Source organism: Desulfoluna spongiiphila (assembly GCF_900101345.1).
GTDB lineage: Bacteria > Desulfobacterota > Desulfobacteria > Desulfobacterales > Desulfolunaceae > Desulfoluna > Desulfoluna spongiiphila.
The window spans coordinates 60719-78226 of sequence record NZ_FMUX01000011.1 but is presented as its reverse complement, the minus strand read 5'-3'; the positions used below and the strand labels follow the sequence as shown (position 1 = coordinate 78226).

Annotated in this window: 14 protein-coding genes and 1 tRNA gene; 4 read left to right on the top strand and 11 right to left on the bottom strand. The window is 57.3% G+C overall.

Features of this window, described 5'->3' with window-relative positions; all coding sequences use genetic code 11:
• Positions 1 to 117: 117 nt before the first annotated feature.
• A tRNA-Gln gene (locus BLQ12_RS15285) sits at positions 118 to 191 on the top strand.
• Positions 192 to 353: 162 nt separating this feature from the next.
• On the opposite strand, the gene BLQ12_RS15280 is transcribed toward BLQ12_RS15285, so the two are convergent.
• From BLQ12_RS15280 to BLQ12_RS15255, 6 genes are all read right to left on the bottom strand, one after another.
• A complete protein-coding gene (locus BLQ12_RS15280) occupies positions 354 to 1238 on the bottom strand; it encodes a hypothetical protein (RefSeq protein WP_092211573.1) in 885 nt (294 codons plus the stop codon).
• Between the two features lie 3 nt (positions 1239 to 1241).
• Positions 1242 to 2096 carry an AmmeMemoRadiSam system protein B gene (amrB, locus tag BLQ12_RS15275; RefSeq protein ID WP_092211571.1) on the bottom strand — a complete coding sequence of 285 codons (855 nt, stop codon included), beginning with the start codon at positions 2094 to 2096 and terminating at the stop codon, positions 1242 to 1244.
• Positions 2097 to 2417: 321 nt separating this feature from the next.
• On the bottom strand, positions 2418 to 3971 hold the full coding sequence (locus tag BLQ12_RS15270) for an acyl-CoA carboxylase subunit beta (protein WP_092211569.1): 1554 nt from the start codon (positions 3969 to 3971) through the stop codon (positions 2418 to 2420).
• 505 nt (positions 3972 to 4476) lie between these two features.
• Positions 4477 to 5820, bottom strand: coding sequence for a sodium ion-translocating decarboxylase subunit beta (locus BLQ12_RS15265; protein ID WP_226860069.1), 1344 nt, complete (start codon positions 5818 to 5820; stop codon positions 4477 to 4479).
• A 57-nt stretch (positions 5821 to 5877) separates the two neighbouring features.
• On the bottom strand, positions 5878 to 7965 hold the full coding sequence (locus BLQ12_RS15260; protein WP_092211567.1) for a biotin/lipoyl-containing protein: 2088 nt from the start codon (positions 7963 to 7965) through the stop codon (positions 5878 to 5880).
• Between the two features lie 18 nt (positions 7966 to 7983).
• Positions 7984 to 8220: an OadG family protein gene (locus tag BLQ12_RS15255; protein ID WP_092211564.1), complete on the bottom strand. Its 237-nt coding sequence runs from the start codon at positions 8218 to 8220 to the stop codon at positions 7984 to 7986.
• A gap of 551 nt (positions 8221 to 8771) precedes the next feature.
• Between BLQ12_RS15255 and BLQ12_RS15250 the strand changes: the two genes are divergently transcribed.
• Positions 8772 to 8996 (top strand): hypothetical protein, encoded by a 225-nt coding sequence (locus tag BLQ12_RS15250; RefSeq protein ID WP_139163994.1) that lies wholly within the window; start codon positions 8772 to 8774, stop codon positions 8994 to 8996.
• Here the strand turns inward: BLQ12_RS15250 and BLQ12_RS15245 are convergent, their stop codons facing one another.
• Positions 8997 to 10178: a pyridoxal phosphate-dependent aminotransferase gene (locus tag BLQ12_RS15245; RefSeq protein ID WP_092211556.1), complete on the bottom strand. Its 1182-nt coding sequence runs from the start codon at positions 10176 to 10178 to the stop codon at positions 8997 to 8999.
• Between BLQ12_RS15245 and BLQ12_RS27055 the strand changes: the two genes are divergently transcribed.
• On the top strand, positions 10177 to 10464 hold the full coding sequence (locus tag BLQ12_RS27055; RefSeq protein ID WP_139163993.1) for a hypothetical protein: 288 nt from the start codon (positions 10177 to 10179) through the stop codon (positions 10462 to 10464). The two genes, BLQ12_RS15245 and BLQ12_RS27055, sit on opposite strands and share 2 nt — an antisense overlap.
• Positions 10465 to 10585: 121 nt before the next feature.
• Here the strand turns inward: BLQ12_RS27055 and tgt are convergent, their stop codons facing one another.
• From tgt to BLQ12_RS15230, 3 genes are all read right to left on the bottom strand, one after another.
• Positions 10586 to 11713 carry a tRNA guanosine(34) transglycosylase Tgt gene (gene tgt, locus BLQ12_RS15240; protein WP_092211553.1) on the bottom strand — a complete coding sequence of 376 codons (1128 nt, stop codon included), beginning with the start codon at positions 11711 to 11713 and terminating at the stop codon, positions 10586 to 10588.
• Between the two features lie 382 nt (positions 11714 to 12095).
• Complete coding sequence (queA, locus tag BLQ12_RS15235; RefSeq protein WP_092211551.1) at positions 12096 to 13148, bottom strand: tRNA preQ1(34) S-adenosylmethionine ribosyltransferase-isomerase QueA; 1053 nt, start codon at positions 13146 to 13148, stop codon at positions 12096 to 12098.
• Between the two features lie 3 nt (positions 13149 to 13151).
• The gene (locus BLQ12_RS15230; protein ID WP_092211806.1) at positions 13152 to 13337 is read right to left on the bottom strand and encodes a DUF2065 domain-containing protein; all 186 of its coding nucleotides are present in this window, start codon (positions 13335 to 13337) and stop codon (positions 13152 to 13154) included.
• Positions 13338 to 13800: 463 nt separating this feature from the next.
• On the opposite strand from BLQ12_RS15230, the gene gatB reads away from it, so the two are divergent.
• Positions 13801 to 15246 carry an Asp-tRNA(Asn)/Glu-tRNA(Gln) amidotransferase subunit GatB gene (gatB, locus tag BLQ12_RS15225; RefSeq protein WP_092211549.1) on the top strand — a complete coding sequence of 482 codons (1446 nt, stop codon included), beginning with the start codon at positions 13801 to 13803 and terminating at the stop codon, positions 15244 to 15246.
• Between the two features lie 480 nt (positions 15247 to 15726).
• Here gatB and BLQ12_RS15220 read toward each other — a convergent pair whose 3' ends face one another.
• A complete protein-coding gene (locus BLQ12_RS15220; protein WP_092211547.1) occupies positions 15727 to 16887 on the bottom strand; it encodes a hypothetical protein in 1161 nt (386 codons plus the stop codon).
• Positions 16888 to 17508 lie beyond the last annotated feature (621 nt).

Below are 17508 nucleotides of genomic sequence, written 5' to 3'. Positions count from 1 at the left end.
GGCTATTAGGATAAGGGTTACTTCCAGGGATGAAAAAAAGTGCAGTGCTCACTTTTTTTTCTTGACTCTTTGGGCTCTCTGGCCTATAAACGTCTCGCAACCGATTGAGTTGTCTGCTGGGATGTCGTCCAATGGCAAGACTACGGATTCTGATTCCGTCTATCGGGGTTCGAATCCCTGCATCCCAGCCACACCGAATATAAAGCCCCTTCGAGCAATCGAAGGGGCTTTTTTGCGTTTGGGCATTCTTTTTTAGTCTCGCATGCATTCGGATTTGCGTTGTATCAGGCAGTCCTGCAGGAGGCATTTTGAGCAGGGCTCTGGCCTGCAGAGCATTGACGGTGTTGTCGGTTTTATGCCAGCTCAAGCCCGGACTGGGCCCGGGTCGCTTCATCGTGAAAGGAGACGATGCGGGACATCTCATCGTCCATGGCGTCGGAGCCGAAGTGCCTGATCAGGGTGCAGGTGGCCAGTTCCCTGGTTTTGTCCCCATAGGCCGAAAGCCAGTGGCGAACTTCCTGCTCTGCCCCTTGATCCGGCCACGGAAAAGGCACGTGCAGGGCGCGGAGCCCGCAGCGCCAGGGTTTGGGGGTGAGGCGGGCTCGAAAGCATTTTTGTGCTTTGCAGAGCCTTATGTAGAGGGGATCGGCACCTAAGACCTCCATCATGTCGCAGGTCAGCTTTGCCGTGGGGGCCGCGTGGGTGTGGGTGACAAGGTAGCGAAGGCCGCCCCGTGTCCGGTAGGCCCTGATGCCAAAATTCGAATCGGCCCGTACCATGGTTTCCACCTTTGAAAGGGCTTCGGTTTCCTTTAACTCACGCGGAGGCATGGGGTTGTTGCCGAACACGGCGCTTGCCCTGTGTTTGAGCCGGTCCCACAGGGACGGCTCCGGCAGATCCACGTCGATAAACATGGCCCGCGCCGTGTTGAGAACCCTGCAGCCGTAAGCATTGAGGGTGACGGCTGCCCAGAGGCTGCCATCTTCTGACGGCCATGTGTCGAGGATCTCTTCCCGCATGGGGCGGTCACCATAGAGGTAGGTGTCCGGGCGATTGCCCTTGAGGATCATTTCAGCCACAGCGTCAGCCCGTCGGCGTCCTTTTTCCTTCGCGTCGGCGACGCTGGTATCGGACCAGCCCCAGCAGGAAAGGGGGGCCATGGGTTTTCCCGTGAGGATGTTTCGCGTGTGGACGTCATGGCGTGTGGTACCTTTGGCCCAGTATGCTGGAATGTTCATGGTTTAGAATACCACTCCGGTGTATCCCACGAAACTGTCCGAGGGGCTCTTGTTAAAGCTGGTGATATGGGCGACTTCAAGGCCGCGGTCAATGCCCAGGGCGCGGGCGGCAGCCAGGGTGGCGGTGACGGCACCGGCGCAGCAGGCGTTGCGCCGGGTGAGGGCGTCTCCGGTGAAGTAGGCGGCGTCAAGGCCGGTCATGCGATCGATGGCTTCTTGATCGTTGGCATCATAGACCCAGGCCCTTGCCTCTTTGCCTTTGCCTTGGGAGGTGAAATCGAAGTTGGGCCCGTAGTGGGTGAGGTCGGTGGAGCCGATGACCTTTACGGTAAGCCCCAGGTTGCAGGCGGTGGTTACCACGGATTCTCCGACGGTCTCGGCACATTTGTTGGGGGCGACTCCCATGAGGCAGACCGGTGTTTCTCCGAAGAAATAGCGGATAAAGGGAAGCTGGAGTTCCAGGGTGTTCTCAGGGGCCATGAACGGCCCCATTTCCCTTCGCACAAAGGGGTTTTTGCCCAAGGCCTCGGAGAATGCCTCGTGGATCTTCAAATCTCCGAAGGGGGTTTCAAGGGTCCCTTCAGTCATGACGCTGGTGGGGTCCGACGGGCCCAGGTGGTGCCCGAACAGGACCACCAGGTCCGGCAATTCGCCCCGGGCGACGGTTTCAATCACCCGGCAGGCGATGCTCCCTGAAAAAAACCACCCCGCATGGGGCACGATTCCCGCCCGGTACCCTTCCCCGTCGGGGCGTTTCAACCACCCCTCTTTCCGATACCCTTCCAGCTCCTTGAGACAGGCCTCCCGGCTCTCCGGATACCACTGCCCGCGAAGGGCCGCGCGCTTTCTTGCACCCATACTCTCCCCTCCTGGATTTATTTTAATATAAGGTAGTATATCGCGGGGTTTTGGGGAAGAAAAATCGCGACTGTTCAGCTTATGCCTCCGGCGGCCCTGCCGGGGGCCAAACTTTTGAAAAGTTTGATAAACAGGTTTTGAGTGCTGTGTCGTTTTATTCTTATGTCTTGGTTTACCGGCGGCTTTAAGCTTAACGAATAAACATCCCCTTTTGCCGTTCAGCCCCAACGGGGCTGAACGGCAAAAGGGGATGTGACCGGAACGTTTTTGCGGAGCTTTTTTCAAAAAGCGACCCGCCGGAGGCCTTTGTTATTGCCCTTCTTACAACGGGATGTTGCCGTGTTTTTTCTCAGGCCTGGATTCCCGTTTGGAGCACATGACATCCAGGGCGTCGAGGAGGTGGTTCCGGGTCTCGGAGGGCACGATGACGGCGTCGATATAGCCCCGGGCCGCAGCGATATAGGGGGTGAGAAAAAGATCATTGTATTCCCCGATTTTTTCGGTGCGTATGGCCTCGGGGTTGTCGGCGCCTTTGATTTCTTTGCGGTGAATGACGTTGGCGGCGCCCTGGGCCCCCATGACGGCGATTTCCGCCGTGGGCCAGGCAAAGGCCATGTCGGCGCCCAGGTGACGCGAGCTCATGGCGAGGTAGGCACCCCCGTAGTCCTTTTTGGTGATGAGAAGGAGTTTGGGCACGGTGGCTTCGGAGTAGCTCCAGAGGAGTTTGGCCCCGTGGCGGATGATGCCCCCCCACTCCTGCTGAATACCGGGGAGAAAGCCGGGCACGTCGGCAAGGGTCAAGAGCGGGATGTTGAAGGCGTCGCAGAAGCGGATAAAGCGGCTGGCCTTGTCCGAGGTGTTGATATCAAGGCACCCGGCCAGGACCTTGGGCTGGTTGGCGATGACGCCGACCGTTCGGCCCCCCAGGCGGATGAAGCAGGTGATGATGTTCGGGGCAAAGAGGCTGTGGGGCTCGAAATAGGTCCCGTGGTCGGCCACGGCCCGGATGAGGTCGAACATGTCGTAGGGCTTCATGGGGTTTTCCGGGATCAGGGTATCGAGCTCCGGGCAGAGGCGGTGGATGGGTTCCTCGGAAAGGGCCCGTGGCGGCGCTTCCCTGTTGTTGGCCGGAAGGTAGGAGAGAAGGGCCTTTATGTTGGTGATGCAGTCGTCATCGTCTTCGCAGGCAAAGTGGGCCACCCCGCTTTTGGTGCAGTGGGTGACGGCCCCGCCCAGGGTATCGAAGCCCACGTCTTCGCCAGTGACCGATCGGATGACGTCGGGCCCGGTGATGAACATGTGGCTGGATTTTTTGACCATGAAGACGAAATCGGTCATGGCCGGGGAGTAGACGGCCCCCCCCGCCGTGGCGCCCATGATGGCTGAGATCTGGGGAATTACCCCGGAGGCGCCTGCGTTTCGAAAGAAGATCTCTCCGTACCCTGCCAGGGCGTCCACCCCCTCCTGGATGCGGGCGCCGCCGGAGTCGTTCATGCCGATAATGGGAACCCCGGCCTTCATGGCCATGTCCATGACCTTGCAGATTTTTTTTGCGTGCATTTCCCCCAGGCTGCCGGCGCGTGAGGTGACATCCTGGGCATAGGCAAAGACGGGCCGGCCATTTACCAGGCCATGGCCGGTGACCACGCCGTCGGCTGGGATCTCCACCCGGTCCATGCCGAAGTTGGTGCAGCGGTGGGCCACGAAGCGGTCTATTTCCCGGAAGGAGCCCCTGTCAAAGAGGCGGTCGAGGCGTTCCCTGGCCGTGAGCTTGCCCTTGGCCTTTTGCTTTTCAACGGCCGTTGCTCCCCCCATGGTCAGCGTCTCTGCGTCTTTCTCCTTCAGGTTGTGGATCATTTTCTGGACGCGATTCATGCGTTCTCCTTACGGGTTCCCGGTTGATGGAAATGATGCGCTTTGCATACGGGCGATAATCGGGGTGAACATTATTATCATGAAAGCCGAATCAGGGGAATGGCCCACTGATTTTTGTGGTGGCCTGAAAAAAGTCAATTGGCCCTCGGCATGCCCCATGGAATGGGGGCAGCGGGCGGGACCGGTGCATTGGAGTGTGTGTTACGAAGGTATGGCTTCGTGGGCGTTGTGACTGGCTTGCCTTCGGGTGCCTGGAATACTGACCTGGGCGTTTTGAGCTTGCGTGAGCGGAGACGGCGGGGTGGCAGGCGGCCTGAACGGTCGCTCAGTCACGGGTTACGTACCACATTTTTTTTTGGCGTGTCAAGCAGGCGGGAGGGGTAACGCCTCGCAATTGCCTGCAAAATGAAAAGGGCGTGCTGTTTGATAAAAAAAGCCCCGCTCGCTGTGAACGGGGCTTTTAAATGTTTCCTGTCTTACATCCGGCGTGCAGGTCAGGTGCTGCTTACCCGCAGAGGGCCAGAAGAACACCGGCGGCAACCGCCGAACCGATGACGCCGGCCACGTTGGGGCCCATGGCGTGCATCAGCAGGAAGTTGTGGGGGTTCTCTTCAACACCCACACCGTTGACCACGCGTGCTGCCATGGGGACGGCGGAGACACCGGCGGCGCCGATGAGGGGGTTGATCTTCTCTTTGCTCATGCGGTTCATCAACTTCGCCAGGAGAACACCTGCTGCGGTGCCGATGGCAAAGGCCACGAGACCGAGGAGGAGGATCCCCAGGGTTTCAAGCTGCAGGAATTTATCCGCAGCCAGCTTGGAGCCCACGGAGATGCCCAGCAGGATGGTGACGATGTTGATCAGCTCGTTGGCGGCGGTCTTGGAGAGTCGCTCCACAACACCACACTCCTTGAGCAGGTTGCCGAACATCAGCATGCCGATCAGGGGCGTTGCATCCGGCAGGAGCAGGATACAGATACCCAGGACCATCAGGGGGAAGACAATCTTTTCCACCTTGTTGACGTGGCGAAGCTGCTTCATCTCAATGGCCCGTTCCTCTTTGGAGGTGAAGGCCCTCATGATGGGCGGCTGGATGATGGGCACCAGGGCCATGTAGGAGTATGCCGCCACGGCGATGGCTCCCAGCAGATCCGGTGATAGCCGCCCCGCTAGGAAGATGGCCGTGGGGCCGTCCGCGCCTCCGATGATACCGATGGCAGCGGCGTCCTGCAGGGAGAAATCGATGCCGGGGACAACCTGGGTCAGCACCAGGGCACCGATGAGGGTGGTGAAGATGCCGAACTGGGCTGCCGCACCCAGGAGGGCGGTCTTCGGGTTGGCGATGAGGGGGCCGAAGTCCGTCATGGCACCCACGCCCATAAAGATCAGCAGGGGAAAGAGCCCTGTTTTGATCCCGAAGCCGTAGATGAGGCCGAGGAACCCTTCCGGCCCGGCAATGCCTGCCACCGGAATGTTGGCAAGGATGCCGCCGAAGCCGATGGGAATCAAGAGGAGGGGTTCAAATCCCTTCTTGATGGCCAGCCAGATGAGGATACAGCCCACGGCAATCATGATGAGCTGGCCGATTCCCAGGGGAATCAGCTGGTGGTTGTCGGTTGTCTTCTCAGAGAAAATCTCTTTGGCACCGTTTACAAAGGCGTTGAGCCCGGTGCTTTTCCAGAGCTTTTCCACTTTCCCCATGGAGGCATCTGCGGCGGGTGCCGGTGCCGGAGCGCTGGCAGCGCTCGCCATGGAGACCCCGGTGAAGAGGCAGAGAGCGACAATCGCTGCCACAACCGCCAGGGGCTTGGCGGAGAATTTTTGTGTCAATCTCATATATCGAGTCATGGTTCTATCCTGTCCGTTCAGTCGTTTGAAGGCATAAAGCGTGCGTGGGTCAATCCCCTAAGCAATGGTGACCAGGCTCTGGCCGGATGCCACCTGGTCGCCGGCAGATACCGAAACGCTGGTGACCGTACCGCCCACGGGGGACTTGACCTCCACTTCCATCTTCATGGCTTCCTGAACGAGCAGGGTATCGCCGGGCTTGACGGCGGCCCCGTTTGCGACCAGGACCTTGATGACGGCGCCGGGCATCTGGGCCTTCACCTCTTCTCCGCCCGATGCGGGTGCGGGGGCTGCTGCTGCGGGAGCCGGAGCGGCAACCGGGGCTGCAACGGGCGCACCGTCGGCCTGGATCTGGAGGAGGACCTGGTCGGCGTTTACCTGGTCGCCGGTGGCCACGAGGATTTCAGCGACGGTGCCGTCCATGGGGGCTTTCACCTCCACTTCCATTTTCATGGCTTCCTGGACAAGCAGGGTGTCACCGGCCTTGACCCGGGAGCCTTGGGCGGCGGTGATGCGAACCACGGCGCCGGGCATCTGGGCCTTGACGGCCTCTTTGGCGCCCGGGGCTGCAGCAACCGGTGCGGCAGGTGCGGCGGCAAGTCCTTCGGCAACATTGACGTTGTAGGCCGTTCCGTTGACCACGGCGGTGTTGCCGTCGAGCTTCACGGCGTAAGTGCTGCCGCCCACGGTAACGGTGTAGCCTTCGGGGGCCGCCTTGGTTTCGACCTTTTCCTCTTTGGCCGCATTCTTGCGGACGCCGATGGTGGCCTTGCCGAGGAGGTAGTTGATGCCTTTGTCCCCGCAGGATGCGGTGATGAACAGGTTCTCATCGGTGACGGGCAGGTTGTTCTCTTCGAGCTTTTTCTGGGCGCAGCCGAGACCCTTGGTGGGATCTTCTTCGTTGATCTCCAGGGGGCTTCGGGTGGTGGGCTCAAGGCCGAGCTGCTCGGAGGCGATCTTCATGATCTCGGGATCGGGGGCCACGGGGGTCTTGCCGAAGTATCCGAGGACCATCTTGCCGTAGCCTTCGGCAACCTTCTTCCATTTGCCCATCATGACGTTGTTGAAGGCCTGCTGGAAGTAGAACTGGCTTACGGGGGTGACGGAGGTGCCGAACCCGCCGCGACGGACCACTTCGTCCATGGCTTCGATCACTTCGGGGAAACGGTCCATGATGTTGTTGTCGCGCATCATCTGGGAGTTCGCCGTCAGGGCACCGCCGGGCATGGGAGACCAGGGAATGATGGGCTCCACGGCCTTGGCTTCGGGGGGCAGGAAGTAGTCCTTCATGCACTCCTTGAACACCTCTTCGGCCTCACGGATCTTGTCGATGTCGCAGTCCAGCTCGTAGTCGGTGCCGCGCAGGGCGTGCCACATGGTCATGATGTCGGGCTGGCAGGTGCCGCCGGAGCAGGGCGCCATGGAGAGGTCGATGACATCCACGCCCGCGTCCAGGGCCGCTTTGTAGCCAATGACGCCGATGCCAGCGGTGTCGTGGGTGTGGAACTGCACGGGGACGTCCGCGGGGAGGATCTCCTTGGCACGCTTGATGGTGTCGTAGACCGTGGACGGAAAGCTGGTGCCCGAGGCGTCCTTGAAGCAGACCGAGTGGTAGGGGATGCCCGCGTCTATGATCTGCTTGAGCATGTTGACGTAGAAATCGGCGTCGTGGGCGCCGGTGCAGCCGGGAGGCAGGGCCATCATGGAGATGACCACCTGGTGCTTGAGGCCGGCTTCGGCGATGCACTGCCCGCTGTAGATAAGGTTGTTGACGTCGTTCAAGGCGTCAAAGTTACGGATGGAGCTGATCCCGTGCTTTTTGAACATCTCGGCGTGGAGCTTGATGACGTCCTTGGGCTGGGAGTCCAGAGCCACCACGTTGATGCCTCGGGCCAGGGTCTGCAGGTCTGCGTCGGGACCGGCCGCAGCGCGGAACCGGTCCATCATGTCAAAGGCACACTCGTTGCTGTAAAAATAGAGTGCCTGAAAACGGGCGCCGCCGCCTGCTTCAAAATAGTTACAGCCCGCAGCAGCTGCTGCTTCAACGGCGGGCATAAAATCGTCAGTAAATACTCGCGCTCCGTAGACCGACTGGAAACCATCACGAAACGCTGTGTTCATGAAACGAACTAATTTCTTAGCCATAATCTTCTATCCCTTTCGTTAGCTGCGCGCGCAGGCTTTTACAGCCGCAATGGCCACCGCGATTTCAGCCAGGTCATCTCCAGCCTGCTGAAACACTGCGGTTTTCGGTTTTTCCAAAGGTCCACCCGTCACATCGGCATCGGTAAATCGCTCTAGCACCTTTGCCGAGATTTTCATTGCGTAGACCAGGAGGGTCAGAAACGCGAAGACCACTCCCATGCCTGCAACCATCAATCCCAGACCTTCAACAATCATACTCTATCCCCTCCACATAATAATCGATGTCTTTCATCCAATAGGCGTTCCATCTGCTCAAGGCAGGGTGAATGCGCGGAGTCGACGGTGCGGTCGATACATCCCGCGGCAGGCAGAAGCCACGCCCGGTGCGAAAGCATCTTTTCTCATGATGATGCCATGTTTCCACGGCATCAATGTATGCCGAACGGCACCTGCCCGTATCCCATCGGGCAGGGGGCATTCGCGCATCAATCTTCAATATCGGTAAGGCGGGTCAAAGCCCTCGGAAAACCGAAAAGCGATGGATCCCAGGGGGCAGTACTCCCTTGTGGTGACAATGATCACCTTGAGACGGCTCCCAATTCCTTTTTTGTCGTCAGACGTACGTTAATTGTGTCGTTCAGATCGAGGTATTGGCCATGTAGGCACTGAAAGTATATTACTAGAATCGAACAATTTTGTACATTTGTGCGATAATGTCAAGTAAAAAAAATACGAGCTATTGTAGGACGATACCTTTGAAATGATGCGTGGCGATGGGGTGGGGAACTTGGCAAGCAGTGGATTTCATGAATATTGATACGGCAGGGCCTGTTATTTGTCGGGCTGAACTGGCCTTGGGGGGAGGGATTTTGAAAGCCTTCGGATTGATCGGTATTTTGGTCTGTTGCCTCGGTTTGCCTGCCGCAGAGCATAAAAAAAGCGGAAAGATGCAAGTGAAAAACATCTTTCCGCCGGGTAACCACTGGAAGGGTTGTGAACGGGTGTTGATCGCCGTTTTCCTCTGTGGGTAACTACTTGTATTTTTTCATGACCCTGGCAAATCCCGGGAGGGCCCCGGTGATGGTTTTCGCATCCACGCAGAACGAGATGCGGAAATGGCCGGGTCCTGCGAATCCACTGCCCGGCACCACGAGGATGAGTTCCTCCTGAAGTTCTCTTACGAACGCCACGTCGTTTTCGATGGGGGATTTGGGGAAGAGGTAGAAGGCGCCTTTGGGGGCTGTAAATTCATAGCCGGCGTCGGTGAGGCCGTCAACGAGGAGCTGTCGGTTTTTCTCATAGGGGGTCATGTCCACGTTGACGCCCTGAATTTCTGCAATGACCCGCTGCATGATGGCCGGTGCGTTGACATAGCCCAAAATGCGGTTGCACAGGGCCAGGCCGCCCAGGAAGAGGCCCTTGCCTTCGAAGTCGGGGTGAATCGCGATGTAGCCGATACGCTCGCCGGGGATGGAGATGTCCTTGGAGTAGGAGGTCACCACCACGCTGTTGGGGTAGCTGGTCATGATGGAGGGCACGCTAATGCCCACGTAGGTGATCTTCCGGTAAGGCTCGTCGGAGATGAGGACAATGGGATGGCCTATGTCCCGGCTCTTGCGGGCAAGAAGGTCTCCCAACGCATCGAGGCTCGCCTTGTCGTATACCTGGCCGGTGGGGTTGTTGGGGGTGTTGATGAGGACGGCCTTGGTTTTTTCGCAGACGGCCTCTTCGATGGCGTCAAGGTCCAGGGTAAAGTCCGGGTTGGTTTGGACGGTTTTCACCACCCCGCCGTGGTTGTCGGCGTAGAAGTTGTATTCCACAAAGTAGGGCGCCGGGCAGATCACCTCGTCGCCGGGGTCCATGAGGGTTTTCAGGACCACGTTGAGGGCACCTGCCGCCCCGCAGGTCATGACGATGTCGTTTTCATCCAGGGTGACCCCCTGCTGCTCGGAGACAAACCCCGCCACAGCCTCGCGCACAAAGGGGTAGCCGGTGTTGGGCATGTAGGAGTGGATGCCTTCTCCGGAGGAGGCCGCCACCTTCATGAGGCTCTCCTTGAATTCAGCCGGGGGGGCGAGGTAGGGGTTGCCGAGGCTGAAGTCGTATACCTTGTCCGCGCCGTGCTCAGCCTTGAGCCGGGCACCCTCCTCAAACATTTTGCGGATAAATGATGATTTTTCGATGGCACCCTTGATCTTGGTCGAAATGGTCATGAAATCCTCCGGTCCGTCTATCTCTATGGTGAATGAAAAGAACGCATATCAGCCACGAAGCCTGCCGTGTGTCCGGGCAGGCGGCATCGTCGCGGCGTCCATGTTTTTACCTGGGAACCGATATGGTTGCTGCAAACCAAACGAAGCGTTTGATGAGATCGGTATGAATCACTTTTATTTCACAGGATGTGGAAAAAAATCAAAGAAATTTATCCATAAAGAGGCGGCTGGGCAGTGCCGGGGGAGGTCTCCGGTGGATCGCTTTTTTGAAAAAAGCTCAGCATAAAACGTATCTGATTCGAAAATATCGAAATTGTTTCGGCAGAGCACCGAAAGGCTTGCCAAAGACCTGTTTGTTAAACTTTTCAAAGGTTTGGCCCCCGGCAGGGCCGCCGGAGGCTTCTCTATTACTGGATTCCGCCTTCCATGGCGGCGTAGAACCCTTTGCGCCAGGCCATGAAGCGGTCTTCCATGATGGCCTGCCTGATCTCTCCCACGAGGTTCATATAATAATGAAGGTTGTGGATGGTGTTGAGGCGGTAGGCCAGGAGTTCCTTGGATTTGTAGAGGTGCCGCAAGTAGGCCCTGGAGTAGTTGCGGCAGGTGTAGCAGGTGCACACCGGATCCAGGGGTTTTTCATCTTTCCGGTATCGCTGGTTGGCGATGTTGAGGGCCCCTTCGGAGGTGAAGAGCTTTCCGTTTCGGGCGTTTCGGCTGGGCATGACGCAGTCGAACATGTCGGCGCCCATCATGACCAGCTCCACGATGTCCGAGGGGGTGCCAACGCCCATGATGTAGCGGGGTTTCTCTTCGGGCATCAGGGCCAGGGTGTGCTCGCCCATTTCCATCATCAGCTCCTTGGGCTCACCCACGGAGAGGCCGCCGATGGAGTAGCCGGGGAAATCGATGCCGCAGATCTGTTCCACCGAGGCGGAGCGCAGATCCTTGTACATGCCCCCCTGGACAATGCCGAAGGCGTTGTTGCGAAGGTCGGTCTCCTGCTGCCAGAAATCAAAGCAGCGCTGGGCCCAACGGGTGGTGAGTTCCATGGACTCCTTGGTGGCCCTGTGGTCCGAGGGGTAGGGGGTGCACTCGTCCAGGCACATCATGATGTCCGAGTCGATGTGGTTCTGAACCTCGATGGATCTTTCCGGGGTAAAGACGTGCCGGGAGCCGTCGATGTGGGATTGAAACGACACCCCCTCTTCCGTGCGCTTGGTGAGCTTGGCCAGGGAAAAAAACTGAAACCCGCCGCTGTCCGTTAAAATGGGGTGCTTCCATTTCATGAAATCATGGAGCCCGCCAAACACGTCCAGCACCTCAGTGCCGGGCCGCAGGTACAGATGGTACGTGTTGCCCAGGATGATCTGGGCTCCCGCTTCTTCAAGGTCCTCCACCGACACGGCCTTCACAGACCCCACCGTGCCCACAGGCATGAAAATGGGGGTCTTGATTTCTCCCCGACGGGTCTTGATCGTGGCTGCCCGGGCCCGACACTCCGTGGACTGGGCCTCTTTGGTATATGTAAGTCTCATCGTCTGTCCTTAAATTTATTAAAAATCTGCCTCCGGCGGCAAGGGGCTGAGCCCCTTGACCCCAGGCTTGCAAATGCTCCGTCCCTTCGTTCCTCAGGAACGTCACATTTGCTGACGGGTTTCGCCCGTGGGAACGGTTGAGGTGGTAATTTCACCTCCGTGGAGCTCGAGGGCGCTTGAAACGTGGGGTCTATTCGAAATCGAAGAAGATACGACATCGTATCCCCAGCCTTACGGAGCTTGCGGCAATGCCCGGGTAGTCTCCAGCATTGGTGGCGGGCGTAGCCCGCGGCAAAGCGCAAGGGCAATCAGCTTTCGAGGTGTTTTCGCTATAGTGGCTTCGCCACCCTCGCCGCCGGAGGCATGTTTTTGCGGCATCCATCTACCCGATAAACATCGCATCGCCATAGCTGAAGAATCGGTATTTTTGGCTTACGGCTTCTTCGTAGGCGGTAAAGATGGTGTCTCTTCCGGCAAAGGCGGAGACGAGCATGAGCAGTGTCGACTCCGGGGTGTGGAAGTTGGTGACCATGGCATCCACGCATTTGAACCGGTAGCCGGGGTAGATGAAGATGTCGCAGGGGCCGGCGCCGGAGGTGAGGGTGCCGTCTTCTTTGGAGGCGAACTCCAGGGTGCGCACCGAGGTGGTGCCCACGGCCACCACACGGCGCCCTTGGGCTTTGGCGGTGTTGACGGCATGGGCAGTCTCTTCGGAGACTTCGTACCATTCGGTGTGGATGGCGTGGTCCCGGATGTCGTCTACCCGTACGGGCTCGAAGGTACCGTACCCCACGTGGAGGGTCAGTTCGGCAATGTCGACGCCCTTTGCCTTCAGGGTCTCCATGAGCTCGTCCGTGAAGTGGAGCCCTGCGGTGGGGGCAGCCACGGCACCGCGGTTTTTGGCGTAGACCGTCTGGTAGGTCTTTTTGTCAAAGGCGTCCGCGTCCCGCTTGATGTACGGGGGTAGGGGCATGTTGCCGTGGGCTTCGAGTTGCCGGTCAAAGTCGCCGTCGCATTCGAAGCGGAGGCGGTAGATGCCTTGGTCAAAGCTTTCCACCACAGCCGAGAAATGTTCTCCGAAGCGGATGGGGGTGTCGGGCTTGACGCGTTTGGAGGCCTTGAGCAGGCAGCGGCAGGAGAAGGTCCCTTCGCGGTCCATGGCCGCCATCCCTTCCCGGTAGTCCAGGATTAGCACCTCCACCTTTCCGCCGCTCTCCTTGTGGCCGATGAGCCGGGCGGGGATGACGCTGGTGTTGTTCACCACCAGGAGGTCGCCTTTATTAAGGAGGCCGGAGAGGTCGGAAAAATGCCGGTGGTGCCTTGCGCCGGTGGTGCGTTCCAGGTGCAGGAGCCTTGAGTCGGTGCGGTTTTTTTCCGGGTGGCGCGCGATGAGCTCGTCCGGAAGGTCGAATCGATAATCACTGAGTTGGTACATCTCTTACATATTCCCCAGATAGACGAGGGCAAGCCCCCCAAGCATCATGAACAGCCCCATGCTTCTCAATCGGTTTTCCGGCTGGGCAGCCAGGGTCAGGAGAATCTGGCGTGCCCTGTTCGGGAAGCCGAACCAGGGAAGGCCTTCAACGATCATCACCATTCCGATAACGCAAAGAAAGTATTTCATATGGTCTGCTGTGCCTTGACACATCGGTAGGAACGGCAACATGATCGGCCTGTCCCGCCCGGTGTGGTTCATTTCATGTGCCGGTCGCCTTGGCTCCGGCCCAAAACAGTTTGAAAAACCCGTATTTATAGTATGGGGATCGGGGTTTGTCAAAATGTATATGGGCTGGTCTCGGTGAGGGGTTGTTCGCTGTATCCCCCTTCGGTTACGGAGGAATGCGTCTCAATGGGGTTGGGTGAGGGCCAGCTGTCGGGGCGGGGACGAGACAGCAAAGGCTCCCGCGGTGGTACCGGAATCAAGGTCAACGCACAGGGCCCTGCTCCTTGGAATGTCCGGTGCCCATGAATAAGGGTTTGTCATCAAACCTGAAATCTTCTATAATCCTTCCTTTTACACACTTACCGGTCTGTCGCTTGAGGGGCCGGTTCTTTGTTATGATATCGCCCATGCAGCGGAGTCGGATATGGAATATGAAGTCGTCATTGGCCTTGAAATACATGCACAGCTGAAAACCAACACGAAAATCTTTTGCGGGTGCTCCACCGCCTTCGGGGCGGAGCCCAACAGCCAGACCTGTCCGGTGTGCACAGGGATGCCCGGGGTGCTGCCGGTTCTTAACAAGACGGCCGTGGCCTACGCGGCCAAGGCCGGGATCGCCACCAACTGCACCATCAACCGGGTGAACCGGTTTGCCCGGAAGAACTACTTCTATCCGGATCTCCCCCTGGGGTACCAGATCACCCAGTTTGCCCTGCCCATCGCCGAGCACGGCCATCTGGACATCGAATTGTCCGATGGTTCCACCAAGCGCATCGGCATCACCCGGATCCACATGGAAAACGATGCCGGTAAGCTCAATCACGACCCCATGCGGCCCATCAGCCTGGTGAACCTCAACCGGGCCGGGGTACCCCTCATTGAGATCGTGTCCGAGCCGGACATGCGTTCCGCCGAAGAGGCCGGTGCCCTCGTGCGAAAAATGCATCAGCTCGTGCGCCACATCGGGGTGTGCGACGGAAACATGGAGGAGGGAAGCCTGCGGTGCGACGCCAACGTCTCCCTGCGTCCCAGGGGCCAGAAGGAGTTCGGCACCCGCACCGAGATGAAGAACCTAAACTCCTTCCGGAACATTGAGCGGGCCATCCGCTACGAGATCAACCGGCAGGCCGATATCCTGGACAACGGCGGTGAGGTGATCCAGGAGACCCGACTCTGGAACGCGGATAAGGAGATCTCCACCTCCATGCGCAGCAAAGAGGATGCCCACGATTATCGGTATTTCCCCGATCCCGACCTTCTGCCCGTGGTCATCGACGACGCCTGGTACGACGAAATCGCAGGTGGCCTTCCCGAGCTTCCCGACGCCATGAAGAGGCGCTACGTGGAGGAGCTGGGTCTGCCTGCTGCCGATGCCGAGGTCCTCACCTCCTCCATCGAACTGGCCACCTACTTTGACGCCTGTCTGGCAAGCTTCGGCACAAAACCCAAGCAGGCCAAGCTGGCAGCCAACTGGGTCATGGGATCGGTTCTGGCCCTTCTGCACACCGATGGCATGGACCTGGCAAACGTGCCGGTGTCCGCCCCCATGCTGGCCGGGCTCCTTGCCCTCATCGAGAGCGATGTCATCAGCGGCACCATGGCCAAGACCGTCTTTGACGAAATGGCCGCAAGCGGGAAAGAGGCCAAGGTGATTGTGGACGAGAAGGGCCTTGCCCAGGTCTCCGACACCTCCGAGATCGAAGGCGTTGTGGACAAGCTCCTGGCCGACAACCCCAAAGAGGTGGAGGCCTTCCGCGGCGGCAAGAAGAAGCTCATGGGCTTCTTCGTGGGTCAGGTCATGAAGGCCACCAAGGGCAAGGGCAACCCCAAGGTGGTGAATCAACTCCTGAACGAGAAGTTGAACGGTTGATGGGCTGAAAAAGAAAAAGCAAAAGCATAAAAAAAGCCTCCGGCGGCCTTGCCGGGGGCCAAACTTTTGAAAAGTTTGATAAACAGGTTTGTGTTATCAAAGCTCCTGCTTTCTATAGATTGCAGGGGCTTTTTTTGTCGGTACGGGGTGATTGGGGCTTCGTGCAACTTTGGTCTGTTGTTGCGGAAGGCCTCCGGCATGGTCGGTTACTTCTTGTGGGTGGGCTGGGAATGCCATGATTGATTATATTCGAACAGTTACAGCCATGTAGCAGTGCAGGCCGTCCTTTTTGTAGTGCTTTGCAATTGTGGGGAAATGCGGAGGGATAGTGGGAATGGTGTGGTAATAAAAGAAATACGGTGAGTTATCCCAGCCTTTATGTCGCAGTGTAAAACAAGCGTATGATTCTTGGTGTATAAAAAAGGCCCGCCGAAATGGCGAGCCCTTTTTAAATTACCTAAAATCTAAGTATTGCTTAAATTAGAAAGCAACGTTGATTTTGGCGTAGGCGTCGTAACGAGCGTCTTCGAAAGAAGACTCGTCTGCGTTGTCACCGTCAAGGTAAGCAACGCCGGTAGAGAGGGTCACTGCGTCGGAAGCCTTGTAGTAAGCGTTGACATCGAGTTCGTAAACGCTGTCATAGTAGTAGGCGGTACCGAAGGTGGGGTCATCTTCGCCTATGTAGTCTTTATCCACGTTGGTGAAGGCGTAAGCAAGGGAAGTGTCGACGCTTACTTTTTCAGTGATGGTTTTGCCAAGTTTGACACGTACCAGGGAGGAGCCATCGAGGGTTACGTCGTCACCAAGGATATCCATGGGAGCGAGCTCGTCGCCTACAACGTAAACGGACTTGTCGTCAGCACCGGCGTAGAGGATGCCGAGGTTAACGCTGAGGCCGCCAACAGTGGTACCGGCGTCAACCCATGCACCGAAAACGCTGCCTTCGGCTTTGTTGTCATTGTCATTGGAGAAGTCAGCGTAACCGAATTCAGACTCAATGCTGATGGCGCCGAGTTTACCGGTAACGGCAACCATGAAACGAGCTTCTTCTTTGTCGTTTTTCTGGTCGTCGTTGTAGTAGATGGCGGGCATGATGCTCAGGTCACCGGCATTTGCGGTGAAACCGAGGAGGTAGCCGTCCTGGTCCAAGTCGTCGTCGGTCGTAAGGCCTTCTTCAATCTTTTCGTTTTTCAGGACCAAAGTGCCGAAGGGGAGGGCCTGCTCAACCTGTACGAAGTAGTTCTTGTCGGCGTTGTCGCCGAAGAGGGTACCCCAAGAGTCGCGGTTGGGAGCAACACCGCCGGTGAAGGTGGTGTCGGTGGCGAACTTGTGGGTCATGGTGGCGGTGGTTACCTGAAGGCTATTCTGAGCATCAAAGTCATTTTTGTAGGCATTAGCCTTTGGAGAGCTTACCCAGTCTTCGTCGAAGGCTTCCACAACCAGTTTGGCGGAGGTGTTTTCGTTTACGATGAAGTCGGTTTTCACTTCAAAGTCAGACTCATAGTAGCTGTAGTCGTTACCATCTTTGCTCTGGTTGGCGTGACCTTTAATGAAAAAAGAACCGTTCATCTTCACTTCTGCGAAGGCAGGAGCGCTGATGAAAAGGCCGGCGAGCATTGCAGCGAACACTTTCTTGAACATTAATAAATCTCCTTATCGTTCAGGTTTCAAATAGTCCCCCGGCGCGTGGCATGTAAGCTTCGGACAGGTCCCTGAAGGCGCGTCAGACCAATCGCAAGGCAGGATGCGTGGCATTGCCGGTGTTGACCATGACTCCGGTTTCGCAGGAAGGTATCACCATACTGTGTGGGAATCGTTAGAAAAACATGAAGATTCCCGGGCGTAACAACAAGCAGCAACCGGATAACATAAAGCAACACGTCAATTATGTTACCTTAATTAAGATTTAGTTCTTAAAAAATTTCATGGGGAATGTCAATATAATTATGCGATTTTGGAAGGCTGCTGGGTGTTATGATCATTCATAAAAACAAGGAGATATGAGGAAGGTCTGTTCCGGGTAGAAAAAAACTTCACCCAGCGGGGATATGATGATAGTCTAAAAAAAGTGAAGTTTGTATGTATTGTCAATACACTACTATGGAAAATTACCTTTATAAATGAGTGCTCTGGCAAATTAAACGATACGCGCCATCAAGTGATGGACCAGACACACGTATCCTGAGTGGCGGGTGGGGGATCGTCCTCGTTGAGGCGTTCAACACGTATCAATTGTATCATGCTATTTGTCCGAGCCCTTAT

Coding starts and splice junctions, on each gene's coding strand:
- BLQ12_RS15280 (WP_092211573.1), bottom strand. CDS start 1,238: ATGAACATTCCAGCATACTGGGCCAAAGGTACCACACGCCATGACGTC.
- amrB (WP_092211571.1), bottom strand. CDS start 2,096: ATGGGTGCAAGAAAGCGCGCGGCCCTTCGCGGGCAGTGGTATCCGGAG.
- BLQ12_RS15270 (WP_092211569.1), bottom strand. CDS start 3,971: ATGAATCGCGTCCAGAAAATGATCCACAACCTGAAGGAGAAAGACGCA.
- BLQ12_RS15265 (WP_226860069.1), bottom strand. CDS start 5,820: ATGACTCGATATATGAGATTGACACAAAAATTCTCCGCCAAGCCCCTG.
- BLQ12_RS15260 (WP_092211567.1), bottom strand. CDS start 7,965: ATGGCTAAGAAATTAGTTCGTTTCATGAACACAGCGTTTCGTGATGGT.
- BLQ12_RS15255 (WP_092211564.1), bottom strand. CDS start 8,220: ATGATTGTTGAAGGTCTGGGATTGATGGTTGCAGGCATGGGAGTGGTC.
- BLQ12_RS15250 (WP_139163994.1), top strand. CDS start 8,772: ATGAATATTGATACGGCAGGGCCTGTTATTTGTCGGGCTGAACTGGCC.
- BLQ12_RS27055 (WP_139163993.1), top strand. CDS start 10,177: ATGAAATCCTCCGGTCCGTCTATCTCTATGGTGAATGAAAAGAACGCA.
- BLQ12_RS15245 (WP_092211556.1), bottom strand. CDS start 10,178: ATGACCATTTCGACCAAGATCAAGGGTGCCATCGAAAAATCATCATTT.
- tgt (WP_092211553.1), bottom strand. CDS start 11,713: ATGAGACTTACATATACCAAAGAGGCCCAGTCCACGGAGTGTCGGGCC.
- queA (WP_092211551.1), bottom strand. CDS start 13,148: ATGTACCAACTCAGTGATTATCGATTCGACCTTCCGGACGAGCTCATC.
- BLQ12_RS15230 (WP_092211806.1), bottom strand. CDS start 13,337: ATGAAATACTTTCTTTGCGTTATCGGAATGGTGATGATCGTTGAAGGC.
- gatB (WP_092211549.1), top strand. CDS start 13,801: ATGGAATATGAAGTCGTCATTGGCCTTGAAATACATGCACAGCTGAAA.
- BLQ12_RS15220 (WP_092211547.1), bottom strand. CDS start 16,887: ATGTTCAAGAAAGTGTTCGCTGCAATGCTCGCCGGCCTTTTCATCAGC.